General features: G+C 63.4%; 18 protein-coding genes. 6 read left to right on the top strand and 12 right to left on the bottom strand.

Going from position 1 to position 19,353, the window contains the following annotated elements:
- Positions 1-62: 62 nt before the first annotated feature.
- Complete coding sequence (locus tag ACP92_RS19850) at positions 63-920, bottom strand: CPBP family intramembrane glutamic endopeptidase (RefSeq protein WP_232284872.1); 858 nt, start codon at positions 918-920, stop codon at positions 63-65.
- A gap of 154 nt (positions 921-1,074) precedes the next feature.
- Between ACP92_RS19850 and ACP92_RS19845 the strand changes: the two genes are divergently transcribed.
- Complete coding sequence (locus ACP92_RS19845; protein ID WP_013235912.1) at positions 1,075-1,941, top strand: AraC family transcriptional regulator; 867 nt, start codon at positions 1,075-1,077, stop codon at positions 1,939-1,941.
- A 153-nt stretch (positions 1,942-2,094) separates the two neighbouring features.
- Positions 2,095-2,625 carry a response regulator gene (locus ACP92_RS19840; protein ID WP_041311224.1) on the top strand — a complete coding sequence of 177 codons (531 nt, stop codon included), beginning with the start codon at positions 2,095-2,097 and terminating at the stop codon, positions 2,623-2,625.
- Between the two features lie 338 nt (positions 2,626-2,963).
- Here the strand turns inward: ACP92_RS19840 and ACP92_RS19835 are convergent, their stop codons facing one another.
- The gene (locus ACP92_RS19835; RefSeq protein WP_013235910.1) at positions 2,964-3,443 is read right to left on the bottom strand and encodes an Lrp/AsnC family transcriptional regulator; all 480 of its coding nucleotides are present in this window, start codon (positions 3,441-3,443) and stop codon (positions 2,964-2,966) included.
- A 316-nt stretch (positions 3,444-3,759) separates the two neighbouring features.
- On the opposite strand from ACP92_RS19835, the gene mdeB reads away from it, so the two are divergent.
- Positions 3,760-6,441, top strand: a complete 2,682-nt coding sequence (gene mdeB / locus ACP92_RS19830; protein WP_013235909.1) for an alpha-ketoglutarate dehydrogenase — start codon at positions 3,760-3,762, stop codon at positions 6,439-6,441.
- A gap of 154 nt (positions 6,442-6,595) precedes the next feature.
- The gene (locus tag ACP92_RS19825) at positions 6,596-7,363 is read left to right on the top strand and encodes an SDR family oxidoreductase (RefSeq protein WP_013235908.1); all 768 of its coding nucleotides are present in this window, start codon (positions 6,596-6,598) and stop codon (positions 7,361-7,363) included.
- 90 nt (positions 7,364-7,453) lie between these two features.
- Here the strand turns inward: ACP92_RS19825 and ACP92_RS19820 are convergent, their stop codons facing one another.
- The 9 genes from ACP92_RS19820 to ACP92_RS19780 all read right to left on the bottom strand — a co-directional run bounded on the left by ACP92_RS19820 (position 7,454) and on the right by ACP92_RS19780 (position 14,409).
- Positions 7,454-8,056 carry a UbiX family flavin prenyltransferase gene (locus ACP92_RS19820; RefSeq protein ID WP_013235907.1) on the bottom strand — a complete coding sequence of 201 codons (603 nt, stop codon included), beginning with the start codon at positions 8,054-8,056 and terminating at the stop codon, positions 7,454-7,456.
- 23 nt (positions 8,057-8,079) lie between these two features.
- Positions 8,080-8,391, bottom strand: a complete 312-nt coding sequence (grxD, locus tag ACP92_RS19815; protein WP_013235906.1) for a Grx4 family monothiol glutaredoxin — start codon at positions 8,389-8,391, stop codon at positions 8,080-8,082.
- A gap of 331 nt (positions 8,392-8,722) precedes the next feature.
- Positions 8,723-9,085 carry a ribosome hibernation-promoting factor, HPF/YfiA family gene (hpf, locus tag ACP92_RS19810; protein ID WP_048348626.1) on the bottom strand — a complete coding sequence of 121 codons (363 nt, stop codon included), beginning with the start codon at positions 9,083-9,085 and terminating at the stop codon, positions 8,723-8,725.
- 153 nt (positions 9,086-9,238) lie between these two features.
- Entirely contained in the window at positions 9,239-10,729 is a 1,491-nt protein-coding gene (locus ACP92_RS19805) for an RNA polymerase factor sigma-54 (protein WP_013235904.1), read from the bottom strand.
- A 72-nt stretch (positions 10,730-10,801) separates the two neighbouring features.
- Positions 10,802-11,545 carry an LPS export ABC transporter ATP-binding protein gene (gene lptB / locus ACP92_RS19800; protein WP_013235903.1) on the bottom strand — a complete coding sequence of 248 codons (744 nt, stop codon included), beginning with the start codon at positions 11,543-11,545 and terminating at the stop codon, positions 10,802-10,804.
- 1 nt (position 11,546) lies between these two features.
- Positions 11,547-12,152 (bottom strand): lipopolysaccharide transport periplasmic protein LptA, encoded by a 606-nt coding sequence (gene lptA / locus ACP92_RS19795; protein WP_013235902.1) that lies wholly within the window; start codon positions 12,150-12,152, stop codon positions 11,547-11,549.
- Between the two features lie 69 nt (positions 12,153-12,221).
- Entirely contained in the window at positions 12,222-12,830 is a 609-nt protein-coding gene (gene lptC / locus ACP92_RS19790) for an LPS export ABC transporter periplasmic protein LptC (protein ID WP_013235901.1), read from the bottom strand.
- Positions 12,827-13,381: a KdsC family phosphatase gene (locus tag ACP92_RS19785; RefSeq protein ID WP_013235900.1), complete on the bottom strand. Its 555-nt coding sequence runs from the start codon at positions 13,379-13,381 to the stop codon at positions 12,827-12,829. The genes lptC and ACP92_RS19785 overlap by 4 nt, the downstream gene beginning before the upstream one ends.
- Positions 13,381-14,409 (bottom strand): KpsF/GutQ family sugar-phosphate isomerase, encoded by a 1,029-nt coding sequence (locus ACP92_RS19780; protein ID WP_013235899.1) that lies wholly within the window; start codon positions 14,407-14,409, stop codon positions 13,381-13,383. The genes ACP92_RS19785 and ACP92_RS19780 overlap by 1 nt, the downstream gene beginning before the upstream one ends.
- Positions 14,410-14,763: 354 nt before the next feature.
- Here ACP92_RS19780 and ACP92_RS19775 point away from each other — a divergent pair, with 354 nt between their 5' ends.
- On the top strand, positions 14,764-16,755 hold the full coding sequence (locus ACP92_RS19775) for a monovalent cation:proton antiporter family protein (protein ID WP_013235898.1): 1,992 nt from the start codon (positions 14,764-14,766) through the stop codon (positions 16,753-16,755).
- A 107-nt stretch (positions 16,756-16,862) separates the two neighbouring features.
- Positions 16,863-18,533: a methyl-accepting chemotaxis protein gene (locus ACP92_RS19770; protein WP_013235897.1), complete on the top strand. Its 1,671-nt coding sequence runs from the start codon at positions 16,863-16,865 to the stop codon at positions 18,531-18,533.
- On the opposite strand, the gene ACP92_RS19765 is transcribed toward ACP92_RS19770, so the two are convergent.
- On the bottom strand, positions 18,461-19,228 hold the full coding sequence (locus ACP92_RS19765) for a phytanoyl-CoA dioxygenase family protein (protein ID WP_013235896.1): 768 nt from the start codon (positions 19,226-19,228) through the stop codon (positions 18,461-18,463). The genes ACP92_RS19770 and ACP92_RS19765 overlap by 73 nt on opposite strands.
- Between the last annotated feature and the right edge of the window lie 125 nt (positions 19,229-19,353).

Below are 19,353 nucleotides of genomic sequence, written 5' to 3'. Positions count from 1 at the left end.
CGGGGCGATGGCAGGGCCGCTGGATCGCCCCGGAATGCCTGCTTGCGCCGGGCCTGCTGGCGTCAGGCCAGCGCCGGATAGGTAAAGCCGATGAAGTGCACCGCATTGAGCGCGAAGTGCAGCACGATCGCCGCCTCGATGCGGCCGGTGCGCTGGAACACCCAGCCATAGCCGGCCCCGGCCACGGTGGCCAGCGCCGCATAGGCCAGCCCGCCGCCCAGGTGGGCCGCGCCGAATAACACCGCCGACAAGATCAACGCCAGTACCGCGCCGCCGCGCAGCCCCTGCCAGGCCTGCTGCAGGCGATGCTGGAGCACGCCACGGAAGAAGGCTTCTTCGGCCACCACCGTCAGCAACAGGTTGATGGCCAGGAATGGTGGCGTGAAGCCAGGCCATTTCAGGTTGGGGCTGATCAGCCCGATGAGCCAGCCCAGGCCCATCACCAGGGCGATGGTGACCAGACCCGGCAGCAGCGTCAGGCGCAACGCGCCCTGCCATTCCCTCCACGCATGACAGCGTGGCGCCAAGAGGGCGAGCAACAGCAGCCCGGCCACACCCTTGTCGAAGTTGGCATACAGCATGAAAGGCCGGGCATCGGCCGTGATATGCGTGGGTGGCACGACCAGCGTATTGATGAAGCCAGGCCAGCGATGCAGCGCCATCAGCAGCGCCAGCAAGAGCGCCAGCATCAGGAGGCAGCGGCGTTGCCATGCGTGGAGCGCATGGGTCGATCCCCATGCCAGCGTTCCCAGTACCACGATGCCCAGCACCGCGACGGCCTTGAGCTGGCCGTCGAGCCAGCCCATGGTCACGGCCAGCAACAGCAGCGGCATCCAGGGTGGAACGGACAGGCGGGTGAGGCGGAGGGCGGGCAGCCAGACGGCACAGATGGCCAGCATCAGCACGATGAAGGAAGGCATGGGCGAAAAGACGGGTGGCGGCAAAGCCGGTGTTTTAACATGACGACCATCGCGGCGGCCAGCCCCGGCATCGAGGATGCAGCAGGATGCGCAGTTTCGGTCAGGATTTGTGCCGCCAATTCTTGCACAGTACGTCCCGTGAACCGAGGACACGATGAGTGACGAACGCAAAAAAGCCTATCAAGCCCGATTCGAGCGCGTGCTCGACCATATCGAAGCGCATCTCCATGCACCGCTGGAGGTGGAGCAGCTGGCGAACGTCGCGCATTTTTCGCGGTTCCATTTCCAGCGGCAGTTTGCCGATTTCACCGGCGTGGGGGTGGCGCGCTACATCCTGCTGATGCGCTTGAAGCATGCCAGCCTGCAACTGGCCTTCCAGCCGCAGCGGCGCATCATCGACATCGCCCTCGAAGCCGGTTTCGAAAACCCGGAATCCTTTACGCGCGCCTTCAGGAGCGCCTTCGGTCAGTCGCCTTCGCAATTTCGGCGCGCACCGGACTGGCCATCCTGGCACGAGCGTTTCGTATTCCGCATCCCTGAAAGGAAAGTGGACGTGCAAGTCGAAATCACCCATGTCGAACCCATCCGTATCGCCCTGCTGGCCCATCGCGGGCCGGTCAATGGGCTCAATGCCACGGTGGCGCAATTCATCGCCTGGCGCAAGGCGTCGGGCCTGTCGCCGGTGGAGCGTTGCCGCACCTTCGGCCTGGCCTGGGACAATCCCGATACCACCCCGCCGGAGCAGTTCCGCTTCGGCATCTGTGGCGAGCTCGAAGGCGATCTGCCGGGCAATGCCCAGGGCGTGGTGGAATCGCTGATCCCGGGAGGACGCTGCGCGCGCGTGCGGCACGTCGGTGCGCATGAGCGGTTGGGCGACAGCATCTATCCGCTGTATCGCCAGTGGCTGCCGGAGAGCGGCGAGGAGCTGCGTGATTTTCCGCTCTACTTCCACTATCTCAACCTGCTGCCCGACACGCCGCCGGGCGAGCTGTTGACCGATATCTACCTGCCGCTGAAGTAGGCGCAGGCGCTGGGGGCGTTGCCCTGGGGAAATTCCGGCGGGGGCTCAGGAATTTCCCGATGCCAAGGGCGCGGGCAGTCCTGTAAAACGTTTGCTATTGCCGTGGCCGATCACGCCATGGCCGTTGCGGTACGACAGGATTTGCCTAGCAGAATGAGTTTCCCCAGCATCATCATGATCGATCCCAGCCCGGAAGCGGCTGAGCTGGCGCGGTTCGCCTTGTGGCGAGCGGGCCTGCATTGCGCTTTCCGCGCCTGCCAGGACGTGGCCACGGCGCGCCGCTGCCTGTTGAGCGGCCGGCGCAGCGGGGATTGCGCCACGCCCAGCCTGATCCTGCTGGAGTCCGACATGGAATGCGGCGATGGCCTGGAACTGTTGCGCGAGTTGCGCGCCAGCAGCCATCTTGCAGAGGCGCCGGTGGTGGTTTTTCCTTCCCATGACACCGAAGGCGAACGCGAGGCGCTGGATGCGGGCGCCACCGCCTACCTGCCCAAGCCCATCGATGGCGAGCGCTATGCGCGCTGCGTGGTGGAAATGGTGGAGCGCTGGTGCGATGTCAGCGAGGCTGCCGCGCCGGTGCAGGAAGCGCTGACGCGCGAGTCACTGGATGGCTTGCCCGGTCATCCACGCCGTCGCCGCGATGACCTCGTGGCGCCCGGGGGGAAACGCTGGCGTTTATCGTAGGCGCCGTAGTGCTTTCCTGACCAGTGCCTACCCACTATCCACTACCCACTACCGACTACCGTTCGACCTGAGTAGCGGCGTAGCCGCGTATCGAAGGCGCGCCTGCGTATCTGCTTCGACCACCAGCCTCAAAAGCGCCTTCGATACGGCCCAAGGGCCTACTCAGTCCGAACGGCTTCTGATGATGGCGAGAACAGCTTGTTGGCAAAATCGCCGCTACCGGCTTGTCCGGAGCGGCGATTTTTCTTGGGCACAATGTGATTCAACGTAATTCAACGTGATCCATTGTTACTTGATGGTGCAGGCGTCCATTCTTTACCGCCCAGCATCGCCCATGCTCATCGGCGCGTCTTGATCTTGGGCGTGGGCAGGGCGGTCTTGTACTTGATCTGCTTGAGTGCAAAGCTGGAGCGGATGTTCTTGATGCCGGGGATCTTGGTCAGGTGATCGACAATGAAATGTTCCAGCGTCAGCAGGTCGGGCACCACGATGCGCAGCAGGTAATCCTCATCGCCGGTCATCAGATAGACTTCCATCACTTCATCGAAGGCGCTCACCGCCGTCTCGAACTGGGCCAGCGCTTCGGCGCCCTGGCGCTCCAGGATCACCTTGACGAAGACGTTGACCTTCAAGCCCAGCAGGTGGGGATCGGCCAGCGCCACGTAGCGCGAGATGATGCCTTCCGATTCCAGCCGCTTGACCCGGGCCAGGGTCGGCGAGGGCGAGAGATTGATGCGGCTGGCCAGCTCCAGATTGCTGATCGAACTGTTCTCCTGAAGGATGTTCAGGATGCGCAAATCGGTGGTATCGAGTTCCATTATCGAAATTTAATTCTGTCAGTTTCAGTTTTGCAGCACTGGATGCTGAATATTGTAAGGCAACTTCCTGTTTTAAGTGACTCATGCGGGAGCATCCGGCGTATCGTAGTCCGGTAGTCCCATAGTCCCATCATGCAAGCAAGCCCTCAACCAAGACCAGACCGAAAAGGCGTCGGGCGCTAGGAGACGGATGGCGCGGCCTGTGTTTTACCGGCTTTTTGTCTCTTTGCATAGCAGCGATTGCAGTGGTTGCAGTTTTTGTGCCTACCGCGATGCGCCGGCCCGGCGCGCACAGACAGGAGAACAGGAAGTGGACATGTCCCGCCCCAGTGACAGCGATATCGCGCGCGATATCGACATCGATTCCCAGGAAACCCAGGAGTGGCTGCAAGCCCTGCAAAGCGTGCTGGCCGAGGCGGGGCCGGAACGTGCGCGCTTCCTGCTGTCGCGGCTGTCGGCAGCGGCCCAGCAATGGGGCGTGAACTGGCGTGATGCGCGCAATACCCCCTACGTCAACACCATCCGGCCCGAACAGGAGCCGCCTTTCCCCGGCGGCTCGGACGCCCAGGCCATCGAGGAACGCATCGCCAGCATCATGCGCTGGAACGCGCTGGCCATGGTGGTGCGCGCCAACCGCGCCTATGGCGAACTGGGCGGGCATATCGCCAGCTTTGCCTCGGCCGCGGACCTGTTCGAGGTCGGCTTCAACCATTTCTTCCGCGCCCGCGATGAGCAGTTCGCCGGCGACGTCGTCTATTTCCAGCCGCATTCGGCGCCCGGCATCTATGCGCGGGCTTTCCTCGAAGGCGCATTGAGCGAGGATGACCTGGCTTACTATCGCCGCGAGATCGAGGCCAAGCGGGTGGGACGGCAGGGCTTGTCGTCCTATCCTCATCCGTGGCTGATGCCGCAGTTCTGGCAGTTCCCCACCGGCTCCATGGGCATCGGCCCCATCAACGCCATCTACCAGGCGCGCTTCCTGCGCTACATGGAGCATCGCGGCCTGTTGCAAGACCAGGGCCGCAAGGTGTGGGGCGTGTTCGGCGATGGCGAAATGGATGAGCCCGAGTCGCTGGCCGCGCTCTCGCTGGCCTCGCGCGAGAAGCTGGATAATCTCATCTTCGTGGTCAACTGCAACCTGCAGCGTCTGGATGGTCCGGTGCGCGGCAATGGCCATATCGTCGATGAGCTGGAAACGCTCTTTGCCGGGGCTGGCTGGAATGTCATCAAGCTGCTGTGGGGCTCGGACTGGGACGGCCTGTTCGCCCGCGACAAGGACGGCGAACTGGTCGATGCCCTCAACCGCACGGTGGACGGGCAATTGCAGACCTTCGCCGCCAACGATGGGGCCTTCAACCGCCAGCATTTCTTCGGCCAGACGCCGGGTACGCGCGCCATCGGCGCCACCCTCACCGATGAGGAAATCAATCGCCTGCGCCGGGGCGGCCACGACATGAAAAAGATCTATTCGGCCTATCAGGCTGCGGCCCGGCATCGCGGCCAGCCGACCGTGATCCTGGCGCAGACCAAGAAGGGCTATGGCATGGGCGCGGCCGGTGAAGGCAAGATGACCACGCACCAGCAGAAGAAGCTGGATGAAGAGAGCCTGCTGCAATTCCGCGACCGCTTCAAGCTGCCGCTGAGCGATGAACAGTGCCGCGCGCTGGCCTTCTACAAGCCGGCCGATGACAGTCCCGAGATGAAGCACCTGCATGCGCGCCGCGCCGCCCTGAGCGGTTACCTGCCGCGCCGTCAGGCGGGCCAGGCGCGACGCGCGGTGCCGCCGCTGGCGGCGCACAGCAAGTTCGCGCTTGAAGCCGATGGCAAGGAGATGTCATCCACCATGGCGCTGGTGCGCCAGCTCGGCAACCTGTTGAAGGACAAGGACTTCGGCCAGTACGTGGTGCCCATCGTGGCTGACGAGGCGCGTACCTTCGGCATGGCCAACCTGTTCCGCCAGGTCGGCATCTATTCGTCGCAGGGACAGCTGTATGAGCCGGAAGATATCGGCTCCATCCTCTACTATCGCGAAGCCAAGGATGGCCAGATCCTCGAGGAGGGCATCACCGAAGCCGGAGCGATTTCCTCCTGGACCGCTGCGGCCACTGCCTACTCGGTGCATGGCACGCCGATGCTGCCCTTCTACATCTATTACTCGATGTTCGGTTTCCAGCGCATCGGCGACCTGATCTGGGCCGCGGCGGACCAGCGTGCACGCGGCTTCCTGATCGGCGCCACCTCGGGGCGCACGACCTTGGGCGGCGAGGGCCTGCAGCACCAGGATGGCAACAGCCTGGTGACGGCAGCCTCGATTCCCAACTGTGTTTCCTACGATCCGGCCTATGCGTATGAGCTCGCGGTGATCCTGGATGAGGGCATGCGCCGCATGATGGAACGCGGTGACGACGTGTTCTACTACATCACCGTTACCAATGAGAACGAGGCCCAGCCCAGCCTGCCTGAAGGCGTGCAGGACGGCATCCTGCGCGGTCTCTACTGCCTGGCGCGCAAGCCGCAGGCGCAGGCGCGTCTGCTGGGTTCCGGCCCTATCCTCAAGGAAGCCGTGGCCGCGGCAGCGCTGCTGCAACAGCACTGGCAGATCGAGGCCGAGGTCTGGAGCGTGACCAGCTATACCGAGCTGGCGCGCGATGGCGTGGCGGCACAGCGTGCGCAGCGCCTGGCGGGCAGCGCTGCGTTGCCGTATGTGACGCAGCAGTTGCAGGGCAGTGCTGTGCCGGTCATTGCGGTGAGCGACTATATCCGCACCTTGCCCGAGAGCATCCGCGCCTTTGTGCCGGCACCGTATGTGACGCTGGGGACGGATGGGTTTGGCCGCAGCGATACGCGGGTGAACCTGCGCGACTTCTTCGAGATCGATGCGCGCTGGATTGCTTACACGGCCTTGTGCGAAGTGTGGGGTGATGATCGTGCGCGGCTGCAAGAAGCAGCGCGTACATTGGGCATCGATACGGCCAAGCCCTTGTCGTCCACGGTATAGGGCGATAGATGAACGGCGGCTGGCCGGATTGAAAATCTCTCATCTGGCCCCGCTGCGTGTTTGCTATAGTGAAAACCGCCTGTGCATCACAGGCGGTTTTTTTTATCGGCCCGTGATGCACCCCGTCCATGAGCCACATTGAGGAGTACACCCGATGGCAGCACCCCAAGCACCCAAACGCATCGCGCTGGTCACCGGCGCAGGTTCCGGCATTGGCCGGCAGATCACCTTGGCGCTGCTGCGCGAAGGCTATGGCGTGGCCCTGGCCGGACGCCGCCAGGACGCCCTGGAGGAGACCGTCAGGCTGGCCGGCGAAGACGGCCCCAATGCGCTGGTCGTGGCCGCCGACGTGACCGACCCGGCGTCGGTCAAGCAGCTCTTCGCCAAGACCCGCGAGCGCTTCGGTCGTCTGGATATGCTGTTCAACAATGCCGGCATCTTCGCGCCGCCCGTGTCGCTGGAAGAGCTGAGCGTGGAGCAGTGGAAGGCAGCGGTGGATATCAACCTGACCGGCGTCTTCCTCTGCTCCCAGGAAGCCTTCCGCATCATGAAGGACCAGTCGCCCCGCGGGGGCCGCATCATCAACAACGGTTCCATCTCGGCGCATGCACCGCGTCCGTTCTCGGCCTCCTATACCGCGACCAAGCACGCCATCACCGGCCTGACCAAGGCCACGTCGCTGGATGGCCGCGCCTACGATATCGCCTGCGGGCAGATCGACATCGGCAATGCCTCCACCGACATGACCACGCTGATGAAGAAGGGCACGCTGCAGGCCGACGGCTCCACCAAGGTCGAGCCGACCATGGATGCCGAACATGTGGCCCGCGCCATCCTCTACATGGACAGCCTGCCGCTGGAGGCCAATGTGCAGTTCATGACGGTGATGGCGACCAAGATGCCCTACATCGGGCGTGGTTGATTCACGATGCCAGGGGCCGCGATAGGCCAAAAGAAAAACGCGCCGCCAGGAGAATCTGCGGCGCGTTTTTTATAGCGTGTGTATGCGGCTTCAATCCGCTCCACCTTTCATGCCCTGCCACTCCGGCGTGAGCTGCATGGAGATCCCGAACATGTCCAGCACGCGCCCCAGCGTATGGTCCACCATCTCTTCCATGGAAGCAGGGCGCTGGTAGAAGCCGGGCAGGGGAGGGAAGATCACGCCGCCCATCTCGGTGACGGCGGTCATGTTGCGCAGGTGCGCCAGGTTGAAGGGAGTTTCGCGCACCATCAGGACCAGGCGGCGGCGTTCCTTGAGCACCACATCGGCTGCGCGGGTGATGAGGTTGTCGGACAGGCCATGCGCCACGGCGGCCAGGGTCTTCATCGAACAGGGCGCCACCACCATGCCGGTGGAAGCGAAGGAACCGCTGGCGATGCAGGCGCCTACATCACGCACGTTGTGCACCACGTCGGCCAGCGCTTCCACATCCTTGCGCCGCATGTCCAGCTCCTGGTGGAGATTGAGCACGCCGGCTTCAGAGACCATCAGATGCGTTTCGATCTGGCCATGCTTGCGCAGGTGTTCCAGCAAACGCACGCCGTAGATGGCGCCGGTCGCGCCGGTGATGGCGACGATCAGGCGCTGGCGCGGCCGGCTGGAAGAAACGCTCACGGGAGCTTCAGGCGCGAAAAAGATCAGCCCTTGATCAGGGTCTGCAGTTCGCCCGAGGCGTACATCTCGCTCATGATGTCGGAGCCGCCGACGAATTCACCCTTGATGTACAACTGGGGAATGGTGGGCCAGTTCGAGTATTCCTTGATGCCCTGGCGCACGTCCGGGCTTTCCAGGACGTTTACGGTGACGATGTTCTCGGCGCCGCTGGCCTTGAGCAGCTGGATGGCCTTGCCGGAAAAGCCGCATTGCGGGAATTGCGCGGTGCCCTTCATGAACAGCACGACAGGGTTTTGGGTCACGGTTTCTTTGATCCAGGATTGGACGTCGCTCATGGCTATGCCTTTAAAAATGGGATTGCCGACATTATAGGGAAAAGCCGCCGCGTGCGTTGGAGTCGGACGGGCGACTTGTCTTGCGGTTGGTGAAATATTGTCTTCGGGAAATGCTTTGTATCAAAATCATTTTCCTGATCCGAAGGGCTGTGGAAAAGATAAGGTCGCCATCGGCGCCTTCAAGTCGAAGCCCACCGCGAAGCCCACCGACGAGGTAAATTATTTATATCCTATGCGGATTTTCTACCGGGCAATGATCGCCGGTGCGGGGACATGAATGAAAAAGGGCGCTTGCGCGCCCTTTGCTCATGAAAGCTTGAAGATCAAGGCATCATGCCGCGCCGGCGACCGCGTCGTCCGGGGCTTCTTCAGGCAGGCGCTTGGCCATGGAGTGATGTTCCTGCAACTTGTCCTTGTGCTTGATGACCTGGCGATCGAGCTTGTCGATCAGGGCATCGATGGCTGCATAGAGGTCGTGCGCAATGCTTTCCGCATGTAGATCCTTCCCCTTGATGTGGACGTTGATTTCCGCTTTTTGGCGCTTTTCCTTTTCTGTGAGTTTATCTACGCTCAGGATCACGCTGACGTCGATCACGTTGTCGAAATGGCGCTTGATACGGGCCAGCTTGCTTTGCACGTATTCCCGGATGGCGGGGGTCAGTTCGAGGTGGTGTCCACTGATGGTCAGATTCATACAAGACTCCTATCGTGAAGTCACTGGAGGTTCGTGCAATTCATCCTTGCTGCAGCTGTACCACGGGCACGGTCTTCGTGTCGGATGGCATGGGCATCAGCGGGATGCTTGCCGGAACACAGCAACGGTACTGCAGAAAAACTGAGGAAAAACTCAGAGGGACTTGCGGAGATTGACTGGCGGAATCTTCAACACTTCGCGGTATTTGGCGACTGTGCGTCGCGCGACCACCATGCCTTGTTCTGCCAGCATATCCGCAATCTTGCTATCGGATAATGGGGTCTGCGGGTTTTCGGCTCCTATCAACTGTTTGATCAGCGCCCGTATCGCGGTGGAGGAAGCTTCGCCTCCGGTTTCAGTTGCGACGTGGCTACCGAAGAAGTACTTCAACTCAAACATGCCATGCGGTGTGAGCATGTATTTCTGAGTTGTCACGCGAGAGATAGTGCTCTCGTGTAGACCCAGTGTATCAGCAATTTCACGTAGCACAAGGGGGCGCATGGCGACTGCCCCATGTGAAAAGAAGTTTCTTTGACGTTCCACAATGGCCTGCGCGACGCGCAAAATTGTATCGAAACGTTGCCGCATGTTCTTGATGAGCCACTTGGCTTCCTGCAACTGCGAGGATAGCGATCCTTCGCCCTTGGCCTGCTTGAGCGCGCTGGCGTACATGGCGTTGACGCGCAGCTTGGGCATGACCTCATGGTTGAGCATGACCTGCCAGCCGTTCTTTGTCTGTTTGACAATCACGTCCGGCACGACATAGTCGGAGGCATCGCGCGCGAATTCCGCGCCGGGGTGCGGACGGCACTGGCGGATCACGGCCTGCGCTTCACGCAGGTCTTCGTCATCGCAATCGAGCGCCTTCTTGATCTTGTTGAAGTCGCGCTGCGCAAACAGCGGCAGGTAATCTTCCACGATCTTCAGCGCCAGCCGGCGCGTGACGAAGGGCACCTTGGGCAGGCGGCGGATCTGCAGGGCCAGGCATTCGCCAGCGCTGCGCGCACCCACGCCCGCCGGGTCCAGGCTTTGCAGCAGCTTCAGCGAAATGGAGAGTTCTTCCAGGTCCACGCCCAACTCTTCGGGCAGGCGCGCGAGGATGTCTTCCAGCGGCTCTTCCAGATAGCCGCTGTCGTCCAGCGCATCGGTGAGCAGTTCCAGCAGGGCGCGGTCGCGCTGCGTGCGCGCCGTCACGCGGATCTGTTCCAGCAGATGTTCGCGCAGGGTGATTTCGTGCGCTTCCAGCTGGGGGCGGGCGTCTTCGTCATCGGGCGACTTGCCGCTGCGGGCCACATCGTCGAAGCTCCAGTCGGAGTCGCCGCTCACGCCCTCGGGGGCGGTGTCCTGGTACTCGAAACTGGATTCGCCATCGGCCGCTGCGGGAGCGGCTTCGCTGCTGGCCTCACTGCCGGTGGTCTCGCTCACGCCGCTCGAGGGGGCCGCCGAGACGGCGCCATCGGCCAGCAGGCGCACCGAATTGTCGAGCGCGTCGTCGAGGCGTTCCAGCAGGGGATTGTCGGTCAGTATCTGCTCCAGCTCCTGGTGCAATTCCAGCGTCGACAGTTGCAGCAGTCTGATCGACTGCTGCAATTGCGGCGTCAATGCGAGATGCTGCGAGGTACGTAACTGGAGCGACTGTTTCATCTTTCTTTCTGGAAGCGGCGTGGCCCGCTGGTTGCAATGCCGGTGTCCTGGTCGTTTGCGCCTGTGCCTGGGTTACATGCGGAAGTGCTCGCCCAGATAAACGCGGCGCACTGATTCGTTGGCGATGATCTCTTCCGGGTTGCCGCTGGCCAGCACGGTGCCCTGGTTGATGATGTAGGCGCGATCGCAGATGCCCAGGGTCTCGCGCACATTGTGGTCGGTGATGAGCACGCCGATGCCGCGTTCCTTGAGGAAGCGCACGATGCGCTGGATCTCGATCACGGCAATCGGGTCGATCCCGGCAAAGGGCTCGTCCAGCAGCACGAAGCGCGGATCGGTGGCCAGTGCGCGGGCGATCTCGACGCGCCGGCGTTCACCGCCCGACAGCGACAGGGCCTGGCTCTCGCGCAGCTTCTCGATCTGCAATTCGTGCAGCAGGTTGTTCAGGCGCCCTTCGATCTCGTCGCGGGAGAGCGGCTTGCCGTCTTCCTGGCGCAGTTCCAGCACGGCGCGGATATTGTCTTCCACGGTCAGCTTGCGAAATACCGACGCTTCCTGCGGCAGGTAGGACAAGCCCAGCGTGGCGCGCTTGTGGATGGCCAGGCGCGAGATGGGCTCTCCGTCCAGATCGATTTCGCCGCCATCGGAAGGCACCAGACCGACGATCATGTAGAACGAGGTCGTCTTGCCAGCGCCGTTGGGGCCGAGCAGGCCGACCACTTCGCCGCTGCGCACCTCCATGGAAACGTCGCGCACCACCTGGCGCGCCCCATAGCTTTTCTTCAGGCCGCGCACGACCAGCGAGCTTGCTGCCATCTTACTGATCCTTTCCGGGCTGGGTGGGCTGCGGGGTAGCAGGCTGGGCGGGCTGGCCCGGCTGCGCCGGCGGCGGATTGCGAGGCTGGATCACGGCCGTGATGCGGCCCGCGCCCGGCTTGCTCTGGCCGCTGGCAGTATTGTTGACCGAATAGAATTCGGCGCGGCTGTCGTAGGAGATGAACTCGCCATTGACTTCGTCGGTGATGCGCTTGCCATCCATGCGCTGGATATGGGCGCGCTGGAACAGCTTGGAGACTTCGGTCTGTTCCGAGTATTCGATGCGTTCGGCCTGGCCTTCGATCCACAGGTCGGGGCCGCCGTCACGCTTCTGGCGGAAGGTCGCCAGCGAGCCGGGGGCAGCGTAGAGCACGGCGTTTTCATAACCGTACTGGTCGGTGGTGAGCACCACGCGGCCGGCCTTGATGATGAGGGTGCCGCGGGTCATGACGACGTTGCCGGTGAAGGTCTTCACCTGGCGCACGTCATCGTAGACCATCTGGTCGGCTTCGATGTTGGTGGGCTTGGTGGTGTCGGCCTTCTCGGCGCGCGCCACGCCACTGAGGGCAGCCAGCATCAGCAACGGAAGTAGCAATGAGCGTTTCATAAAATCCTGTCTGGTCGGGTCTTGGCGTTATTGTTCTGACGGAATATCGGGGGGCGCGAATCAGTATGGTCAGCGTTTCTTCGGCGTCGGTTCGTAGTAGCCGCGCACATTGCCGAACAGCTGCACGACCTGGGTCGCATTGTTGGCCACCATGCCGACCCCGTTGAGGCGGGTCGTGCCCATGGTCATGGCCACCGGCTTGTCGGTCTTGACGATCTCGTCATCCGGCAACAGCAACAGGTAGTCCGAGACCACCTGCATCTGTTCGCGCCCCTTGTAGGGCGCGCGGATGGCGTTGGCGTTGCCGTACATGTGGATCTGGGTCTGCTCATCGGTGACGCGCGCGGTATCGGAATAGAGCTCCATGGGCGGCTTGCCCTGGTCCAGGTTGTGGACCACCGGCTTGGTGATCTCGAAGGAATCGTCGGTCGGGTAGTGCACCATCTTCACGCCCGACATATCGTAGCGCGGCAGGCCGTTCGGCCCCATTTTCACGTAGCTGAAGTTTTCCAGATAATAGTCGGGCTTGCCGCGCGGACGTTGCGCGGCCTGCTGGTCGCCGGCCGCGCGCATGGACTGCAGCACCCACAGGCTGCCCAGGGCAGCGCCGATGAGCAGCACCAGGATCACGCCGATGCGGATGCGGTCGGCCGCACGTTCGCCGCTGCGCCCGCTCATGCCAGGTACGGCGCCAGCGCCGCCTCGTAGTTGCCCTGCGCGGCCAGCACCAGGTCGCAGATCTCGCGGACGGCGCCATTGCCGCCGCTGGCCTGGGTCACGTAGTGGCTGCGCAGCTTGACCTCGCGGTGGCCATTGGCCACGCAAGCCTTAAAGCCCACCCGCGTGAGCACCGGCAGGTCGATCACATCGTCGCCGAGATAGCCGCATACATTGGCGTTGAGGCCGGTATGCTGCAACAGCTGCTCGAAGGCCTGGCGCTTGTCATGCACGCCCTGGAACACATGGGCGATGCCCAGATCGCGCGCGCGCCGCAGCACATAGGGCGACTGGCGCGCCGTGATGATGGCTGCGGCGGTGCCGAACTGCTGCATCAACTTGATGCCATGGCCATCGAGCGCGTTGAAGCGCTTGAAGGCCTCGCCGTCTTCGCCATAGAACAGACCGCCGTCGGTGAGCACGCCATCGACGTCGAAGATCATCAGGCGGATACCGGCTGCCTTCTCGAGGGCGGCTGCCGGCAGGGTGCTGGCGAAGGAGGGCGCGGTCATCAGATCACCTTGGCGCGGGTCAGGTCATGGATGTGCAGGGCGCCGGTCAGCACGCCCTGGGCATCGGTGACCAGCAGCTGGTTGATGCGGAATTCTTCCATCAGCTGCACCGCGTCCACGGCGAGCTGGTCCTGGTTCACGGTGCGCGGATTGGCGTGCATGATCTCGGCGATGCGGAACTGGCTGAAGTCCTGGCCGCGTTCGAGCAGGCGGCGCAGGTCGCCATCGGTGAACACGCCGATGGGGCGGAAGTCCGCATCCACCACGGCGGTCATGGCCATGCCCTTGCGCGTGATCTCCATGAGCGCCTGCGACAGCGAGACATCCGGGCTCACTGCCGGAATGGCGTCGCCGCTGCGCATGACGTCGCGCACATGGGTGAGCAGGCGACGGCCCAGCGCGCCACCGGGGTGGGAGCGGGCAAAATCTTCTTCCAGGAAGCCGCGCGCATCCAGCAGCGAGACCGCCAGCGCATCGCCCATGGCCAGCGTGGCCGTGGTGCTGGCGGTGGGGGCCAGGTTGAGGGTACAGGCTTCCTTGTCCACGCCCACGTTCAGATGCACGTTGGCCATGCGCGCCAGGCTGGAATTGTCATTGCCGGTCATGGCGATGATCACCGCGCCCATGCGCTTGACGATGGGCATGATGGCCATGAGCTCGCCCGTTTCCCCGGAATTGGAGATGGCGATGAACACATCATTGGGCGTGACCATGCCCAGGTCGCCATGGGCGGCCTCGGCCGGATGCATGAACAGCGAGGGCGTGCCGGTCGAGGCCAGGGTAGCGGCGATCTTGCGGCCGATATGGCCGGATTTGCCGATGCCCGAGACAACGGCGCGGCCATTGCACTGCAGCAACAGGTGGACGGCCTGGGCCAGCGGTTCGCTGGCGTCGTCGCCAAGGCGGTTCTTCAGGGCCAGGATGGCATCGGCTTCGATCTGCAGGGTCTGGCGCGCCAGTTCGATGGCGCGGCGGGCGGCCCCGGCCGAAAAAGATGCAGGCGTGGTTTTGTCATCGGTTACACTCATAACCGAAGTATAAACGAATTAGCAAAGCAAAAAACTTGCCAGACAACTGGCCAGATGTAAGGAAATGCTGACATGCGAACCCGCGGCAACCCGCCGCATCGCAGCGCAGCAGCGTGCCACAGGGGATTGCCGGCCAGCGGAAGCCGTGGACGGCGACAGTGCGGAGGTCGTCCGGGAGGCGTTGCGAAAATGGTGGCTACCCAATGGTTGCATGAAGCAATATGCTTCCGACCTGGACTGGCGATGAAGTAAAGCGCTTCATCCCGGTGCGTGCCGCCGGCAGGCGCAAGGGGGGCGATGGCGGTCGCGCTACAGACAAAATAATTATCATCGTTACAAGAAACTGAACCAGACATGTTTTCCGGACTGGAACTGACCTTATTCCTGCTGGCTGCCGCAGTGCTCGGCGTGGTGGCCTTCCGCATGATGCAATTGCCGCCGATGCTGGGGTACCTGGTAGTGGGCATCATCATCGGTCCCCACGGCCTGGGCTTTGCCGAGGACAATGAAACCACCCACGCCCTGGGCGAGTTCGGGGTGGTGTTCCTGATGTTCTCCATCGGCCTGGAATTTTCGCTGGCCAAGCTCTCGGCCATGCGTCACATCGTCTTCGGACTGGGCGTGGCGCAGGTGGCCACCACGATTGCGGCCACCATGGTGCTGGGATGGGGGGCGGCGACCTTCCTGCCGCAGTTCTTCAACATCAGCTGGCAGGCGGCCTTTGCCTTGGGCGGCGCGCTGACCATGTCGTCCACGGCCATCGTCTCCAAGCTGCTCACCGAGCGGCTGGAGCTGGAGACTGAACACGGTCGTCGCATCCTGGGCGTGCTGCTGTTCCAGGACCTGGCGCTGGTGCCGCTGTTGATCGTCGTGCCAGCGCTGGCCAACGAGTCCGGCAACATCATGGTCACGCTGGGCTGGGCCGCAGGCAAGGCCCTGGTGGTGCTGGCACTGCTGCTGTTCTTTGGCAGCAAGCTCATGCGCGGCTGGTTCCGCATCGTGGTCAAGCGCCGCTCGCAGGAACTGTTCATGCTCAACCTGCTGCTCATCACCCTGGGCGCGGCATGGATCACCGAAAAGGCCGGCCTGTCGCTGGCGCTGGGCGCCTTCATCGCCGGCATGCTCATTTCCGAGACCGAGTTCAAGCACCAGGTGGAAGAAGACATCAAGTCCTTCCGCGATGTGCTGCTGGGTCTGTTCTTCATCACCATCGGCATGCTGCTCAACGTGCGCACCGTGATCGACCACTGGTTCCTGGTGCTGTTGCTGCTGACCGGACCGGTGTTGCTGAAGTTCGGCCTGATCGCGGCGCTGGCGCGGCTGTTCGGGTCCACGCCCGGGGTGGCGCTGCGGGTCGGCCTGGGGCTGGCGCAGGCGGGTGAGTTCGGCTTCGTGCTGCTCAGCCAGGCGGGCGGCCTCAAGCTGGTCGATCCCATGCTCATCCAGGTGATCCTGGCGGCGATGGTGTTGTCCATGCTGGCCACGCCCTTCATCCTGGCCAAGTCCGACGCCATCGTCATGAAGTTCTCGGCCAATGAATGGATGCTGCAATCGCTGGCCCTCACGCAACTGGCCACGCGCACCATGGGGGTACAGAAGCACGTGATCATCGCCGGCTTCGGCCGCAGCGGCCAGAGCCTGGCGCGTCTGCTGGAAGAGGAAGGCATCGCCTACCACGCCCTCGAGATGGACCCCGAACTGGTGCAGGACGCCCGCAATGGCGGGGCCAATGTCTCCTATGGCGACGCCGCCCGCCGCGAGAGCCTGGTGGCCGCCGGCATCCACCGCGCTGCTGCGCTGGTGGTGACCTATGCCAGCACGCCCTCGGCGCTGAAGGTCTTGCACCATGCCGCTGAACTGGAGCCGGAATTGCCGGTGATCGTGCGCAGCCACGATGATGCCGATCTGGAAAAGCTGCTCGCCGCCGGCGCCACCGAAGTCGTCCCCGAGGCGCTCGAAGGCAGCTTGATGCTGGCCTCGCATGCGCTGGTGATGCTGGGCGTGCCGCTGCGGCGCGTGGTGCATCGCGTGCAGGATGCGCGGGACGAGCGCTATGCCTCTCTGCGCGGCTACTTCCACGGCATGTCCGATGGCGAGGCCGACGGGGTCGGCATGAACGTGCGCTTGCAGGCGGTGACCCTGATCGGCGGCGCCAGCGCGCTGGGCCACACCCTGGCCGAGATCGACCTGCGCGCGCACTGCGGCGCCGAGGTGGCCAGCCTGCGGCGCAACAAGCAGCGTATCGAACCACCTGAACAGACCGTCTTGATGGCGGGCGACATCGTGGTGTTGCGCGGCAGTTCGGAAAGCCTGTTGCGGGCTGAGAAACGCCTGCTGAGCAAATAGCCGGACAGCGTCGGCCTGTCAGGAAAGGTCAGCAAATGTCAGCAAACCTACTGCGCTCTTGAGTGATACTCCCATGGTCATCCACATCACGACCATAGGAGAGGGCGTTGAACAAATTCTCGATCAAGATTCGGCTGATTCTGGCGATCAGCTTTCTGACCATCATGCTGCTGGCCTCGGGTATCGTCGGTCTGGTCTCGCTCCATTCCACCAACGAGAAGATGCGTTCGCTCTATGAGGATCGGCTGGTCGCCTATGCCTACCTGGAGCAGATCGAGTCAACGCTCGAGTCGGCTCGCTCCGGCATCTACGGCATCATCACGCTGGACTCCAGCGAAGGCTGGGATCCCAACGAGATCGACCGGCGCCTGGATCTCCTCGTCAACAACCTCAAGACGGTAGAGCCCGTCATCAGGAGCTACCAGGCCACCTACCTCACGCCGGAAGAATCCACGCTGCTCGAGCGTCTGCTCAAGCAGCGCCAGCACTATGCCGACGAAGGCGTGATGCCGGCGGTGGAGTCCTTGCGCAAGCGCAGCTTCCAGGGCGCTGACGATATCTACAGCGGCGCCATGCGCAAGCAATGGGACGCCGTCCACCAGACCCTCTCCGACCTGAAGGAACTGCAGATCAACGTGGGGCGCGAACTCTACGAGCATGAACAGCAGCGCTACCGGCAACTGATCCTGATGGCCTTGTTGGCCATGGGCGCAGGCTTGATCGTGGCCGTGCTGGAGGCCTGGCTGCTGGTGCGCGCCATCTCCCAGCCGCTCACGCAAGCCGTGGGCATTGCCCAGGCCGTGGCAGGCGGCGACCTGAGCCGGCAGATCGAGGTGCGCAGCCAGGACGAGACCGGCCAGCTGATGCAGGCGCTCAAGGACATGACCCAGCGACTGTACCAGATCGTGGCCGTGGTGCGGCAAGGCACCGAGACCATCACCATGGCGTCCAAGGAAATCACCAGCGGCAACCTCGACCTGTCGGCCCGCACCGAGCAGCAGGCCGGTTCGTTGGAAGAGACCGCCTCGGCCATGGCGCAGCTGACCTCCACGGTGAAGCAGAACGCCGACAATGCCAGCCAGGCCAATCAACTGGCGGCCTCGGCGTCGGAGGTGGCGGTGCGCGGTGGCGAAGTGGTGCGCCAGGTGGTCGATACGATGACCTCGATCAACCAGTCCTCCACGCGCATCGTCGATATCATCGCAGTGATCGATGGCATCGCCTTCCAGACCAATATCCTGGCGCTCAACGCCGCCGTGGAAGCGGCCCGCGCCGGTGAGCAGGGGCGCGGTTTTGCAGTGGTGGCGTCCGAAGTGCGCTCGCTGGCCCAGCGCGCGGCGTCAGCGGCGCGCGAGATCAAGGACCTGATCGACGATTCGGTGGAAAAGGTCGGCAAGGGCAGCGCCCTGGTGGACCAGGCCGGGAAGACCATGGAAGAAGTGGTGACCGCAGTGCGCAAGGTCACTGACATGGTCGGCGAGATCAGCTCGGCCAGCCAGGAGCAGAGCCAGGGCATCCAGGAGATCGACCGCGCCATCGTGCTCATGGACAGTTCGACCCAGCAGAATGCCGCGCTGGTGGAACAGGCCGCTGCGGCCGCACAGGCGCTGGAAGATCAGGCCGAGAAGCTCAGCCTGGCCATGAGCGCATTCCGGCTGGGCGGCGCGCACAGCGCTGAACGCCTGGGCGCGCCGCCCGTGGCCGCTCAGTCCTCCAGCGGCAAGTCTTCGGAAGCGGCCGAACGGGTGCCGGCCAGCGGCGGATTGCTCGCGCCGTGATAGGCGAACACGGCTGAACACTTGACCTGGTCGCTATCATTGCGGCCAGCCGCGTGGAACAGCCCGCTATGGAACAGCACCACGTCGCCCGGCTCCAACGACAGCGCGATTCCCTGCGCGAACAGGGCCTGGTTGGCGGCCACGTCGGGCCGCAGGAAGTCCAGTTCATCCATCTGCTCCGGCTGCAGCTTGAGCTTGTGCGAGCCGGGGATGAACTTGAGCGCACCGTTCTCTGGCGTTTCCGCGCCCAGCGCCAGCCATACGGAAATCAGTTCATTGCGCGGGAAGGACCAGTAACGGATGTCGCGGTGCCAGCCAGTGGCCGTGCCAAAGGCGGGGTGCTTGGTCATGACGCAGTTGTGGTGCGCCAGGGTGATGCAGACCGGCTCGTCGAACAATTGGTGCAGGATGGCGACCAGCGCGCGGCTGCCGGCCCATTCACGGTAGACCGGGTCGCGCTGCCAGGCCGCGCGCAGGCGCCTGGCAGTGCGACCACCCTCGGCCTCCAGCGACGCGGGCGCGCCTTCGTAGCCGACCTCGGCTTCGTATTCCAGGGGCGCAACGGCGCGTTGCAGGTGGTCCCGGGTGACGGCAAGCATGCGCTCGCGCAGATCGGCAGGGACCATGCCCTTGAGCAGGAGGTAGCCTTGTTCGCGGAAGAAGGCGACCTGGGTGGATGAGAGCGGCTTGGACATGGAAGACTTTCGGGGTTGCACGGCAGCCCCCTCCCGATGGAGGAGACAGCCTTCATTGTGCGCCGGATGGCGGCCAGGTGCATGACTGTATGCCAAGGCCGGCGGCGCGCAAGATACAGATGCAG

It is taken from the genome of Herbaspirillum seropedicae, from assembly GCF_001040945.1.
In the GTDB taxonomy this organism is placed as follows: domain Bacteria; phylum Pseudomonadota; class Gammaproteobacteria; order Burkholderiales; family Burkholderiaceae_D; genus Herbaspirillum; species Herbaspirillum seropedicae.
The sequence above is the reverse complement of the archived record's forward strand: the minus strand, read 5'-3'. Positions and strand labels throughout refer to the sequence as shown.

Coding starts and splice junctions, on each gene's coding strand:
- ACP92_RS19805 (WP_013235904.1), bottom strand. CDS start 10,729: ATGAAACAGTCGCTCCAGTTACGTACCTCGCAGCATCTCGCATTGACG.
- grxD (WP_013235906.1), bottom strand. CDS start 8,391: ATGAGCGACGTCCAATCCTGGATCAAAGAAACCGTGACCCAAAACCCT.
- ACP92_RS19785 (WP_013235900.1), bottom strand. CDS start 13,381: ATGACCGCGCCCTCCTTCGCCAGCACCCTGCCGGCAGCCGCCCTCGAG.
- ACP92_RS19825 (WP_013235908.1), top strand. CDS start 6,596: ATGGCAGCACCCCAAGCACCCAAACGCATCGCGCTGGTCACCGGCGCA.
- ACP92_RS19765 (WP_013235896.1), bottom strand. CDS start 19,228: ATGTCCAAGCCGCTCTCATCCACCCAGGTCGCCTTCTTCCGCGAACAA.
- ACP92_RS19835 (WP_013235910.1), bottom strand. CDS start 3,443: ATGGAACTCGATACCACCGATTTGCGCATCCTGAACATCCTTCAGGAG.
- mdeB (WP_013235909.1), top strand. CDS start 3,760: ATGTCCCGCCCCAGTGACAGCGATATCGCGCGCGATATCGACATCGAT.
- lptC (WP_013235901.1), bottom strand. CDS start 12,830: ATGAGCGGGCGCAGCGGCGAACGTGCGGCCGACCGCATCCGCATCGGC.
- hpf (WP_048348626.1), bottom strand. CDS start 9,085: ATGAATCTGACCATCAGTGGACACCACCTCGAACTGACCCCCGCCATC.
- ACP92_RS19780 (WP_013235899.1), bottom strand. CDS start 14,409: ATGAGTGTAACCGATGACAAAACCACGCCTGCATCTTTTTCGGCCGGG.
- ACP92_RS19845 (WP_013235912.1), top strand. CDS start 1,075: ATGAGTGACGAACGCAAAAAAGCCTATCAAGCCCGATTCGAGCGCGTG.
- ACP92_RS19850 (WP_232284872.1), bottom strand. CDS start 920: ATGCCTTCCTTCATCGTGCTGATGCTGGCCATCTGTGCCGTCTGGCTG.
- lptA (WP_013235902.1), bottom strand. CDS start 12,152: ATGAAACGCTCATTGCTACTTCCGTTGCTGATGCTGGCTGCCCTCAGT.
- lptB (WP_013235903.1), bottom strand. CDS start 11,545: ATGGCAGCAAGCTCGCTGGTCGTGCGCGGCCTGAAGAAAAGCTATGGG.
- ACP92_RS19775 (WP_013235898.1), top strand. CDS start 14,764: ATGTTTTCCGGACTGGAACTGACCTTATTCCTGCTGGCTGCCGCAGTG.
- ACP92_RS19840 (WP_041311224.1), top strand. CDS start 2,095: ATGAGTTTCCCCAGCATCATCATGATCGATCCCAGCCCGGAAGCGGCT.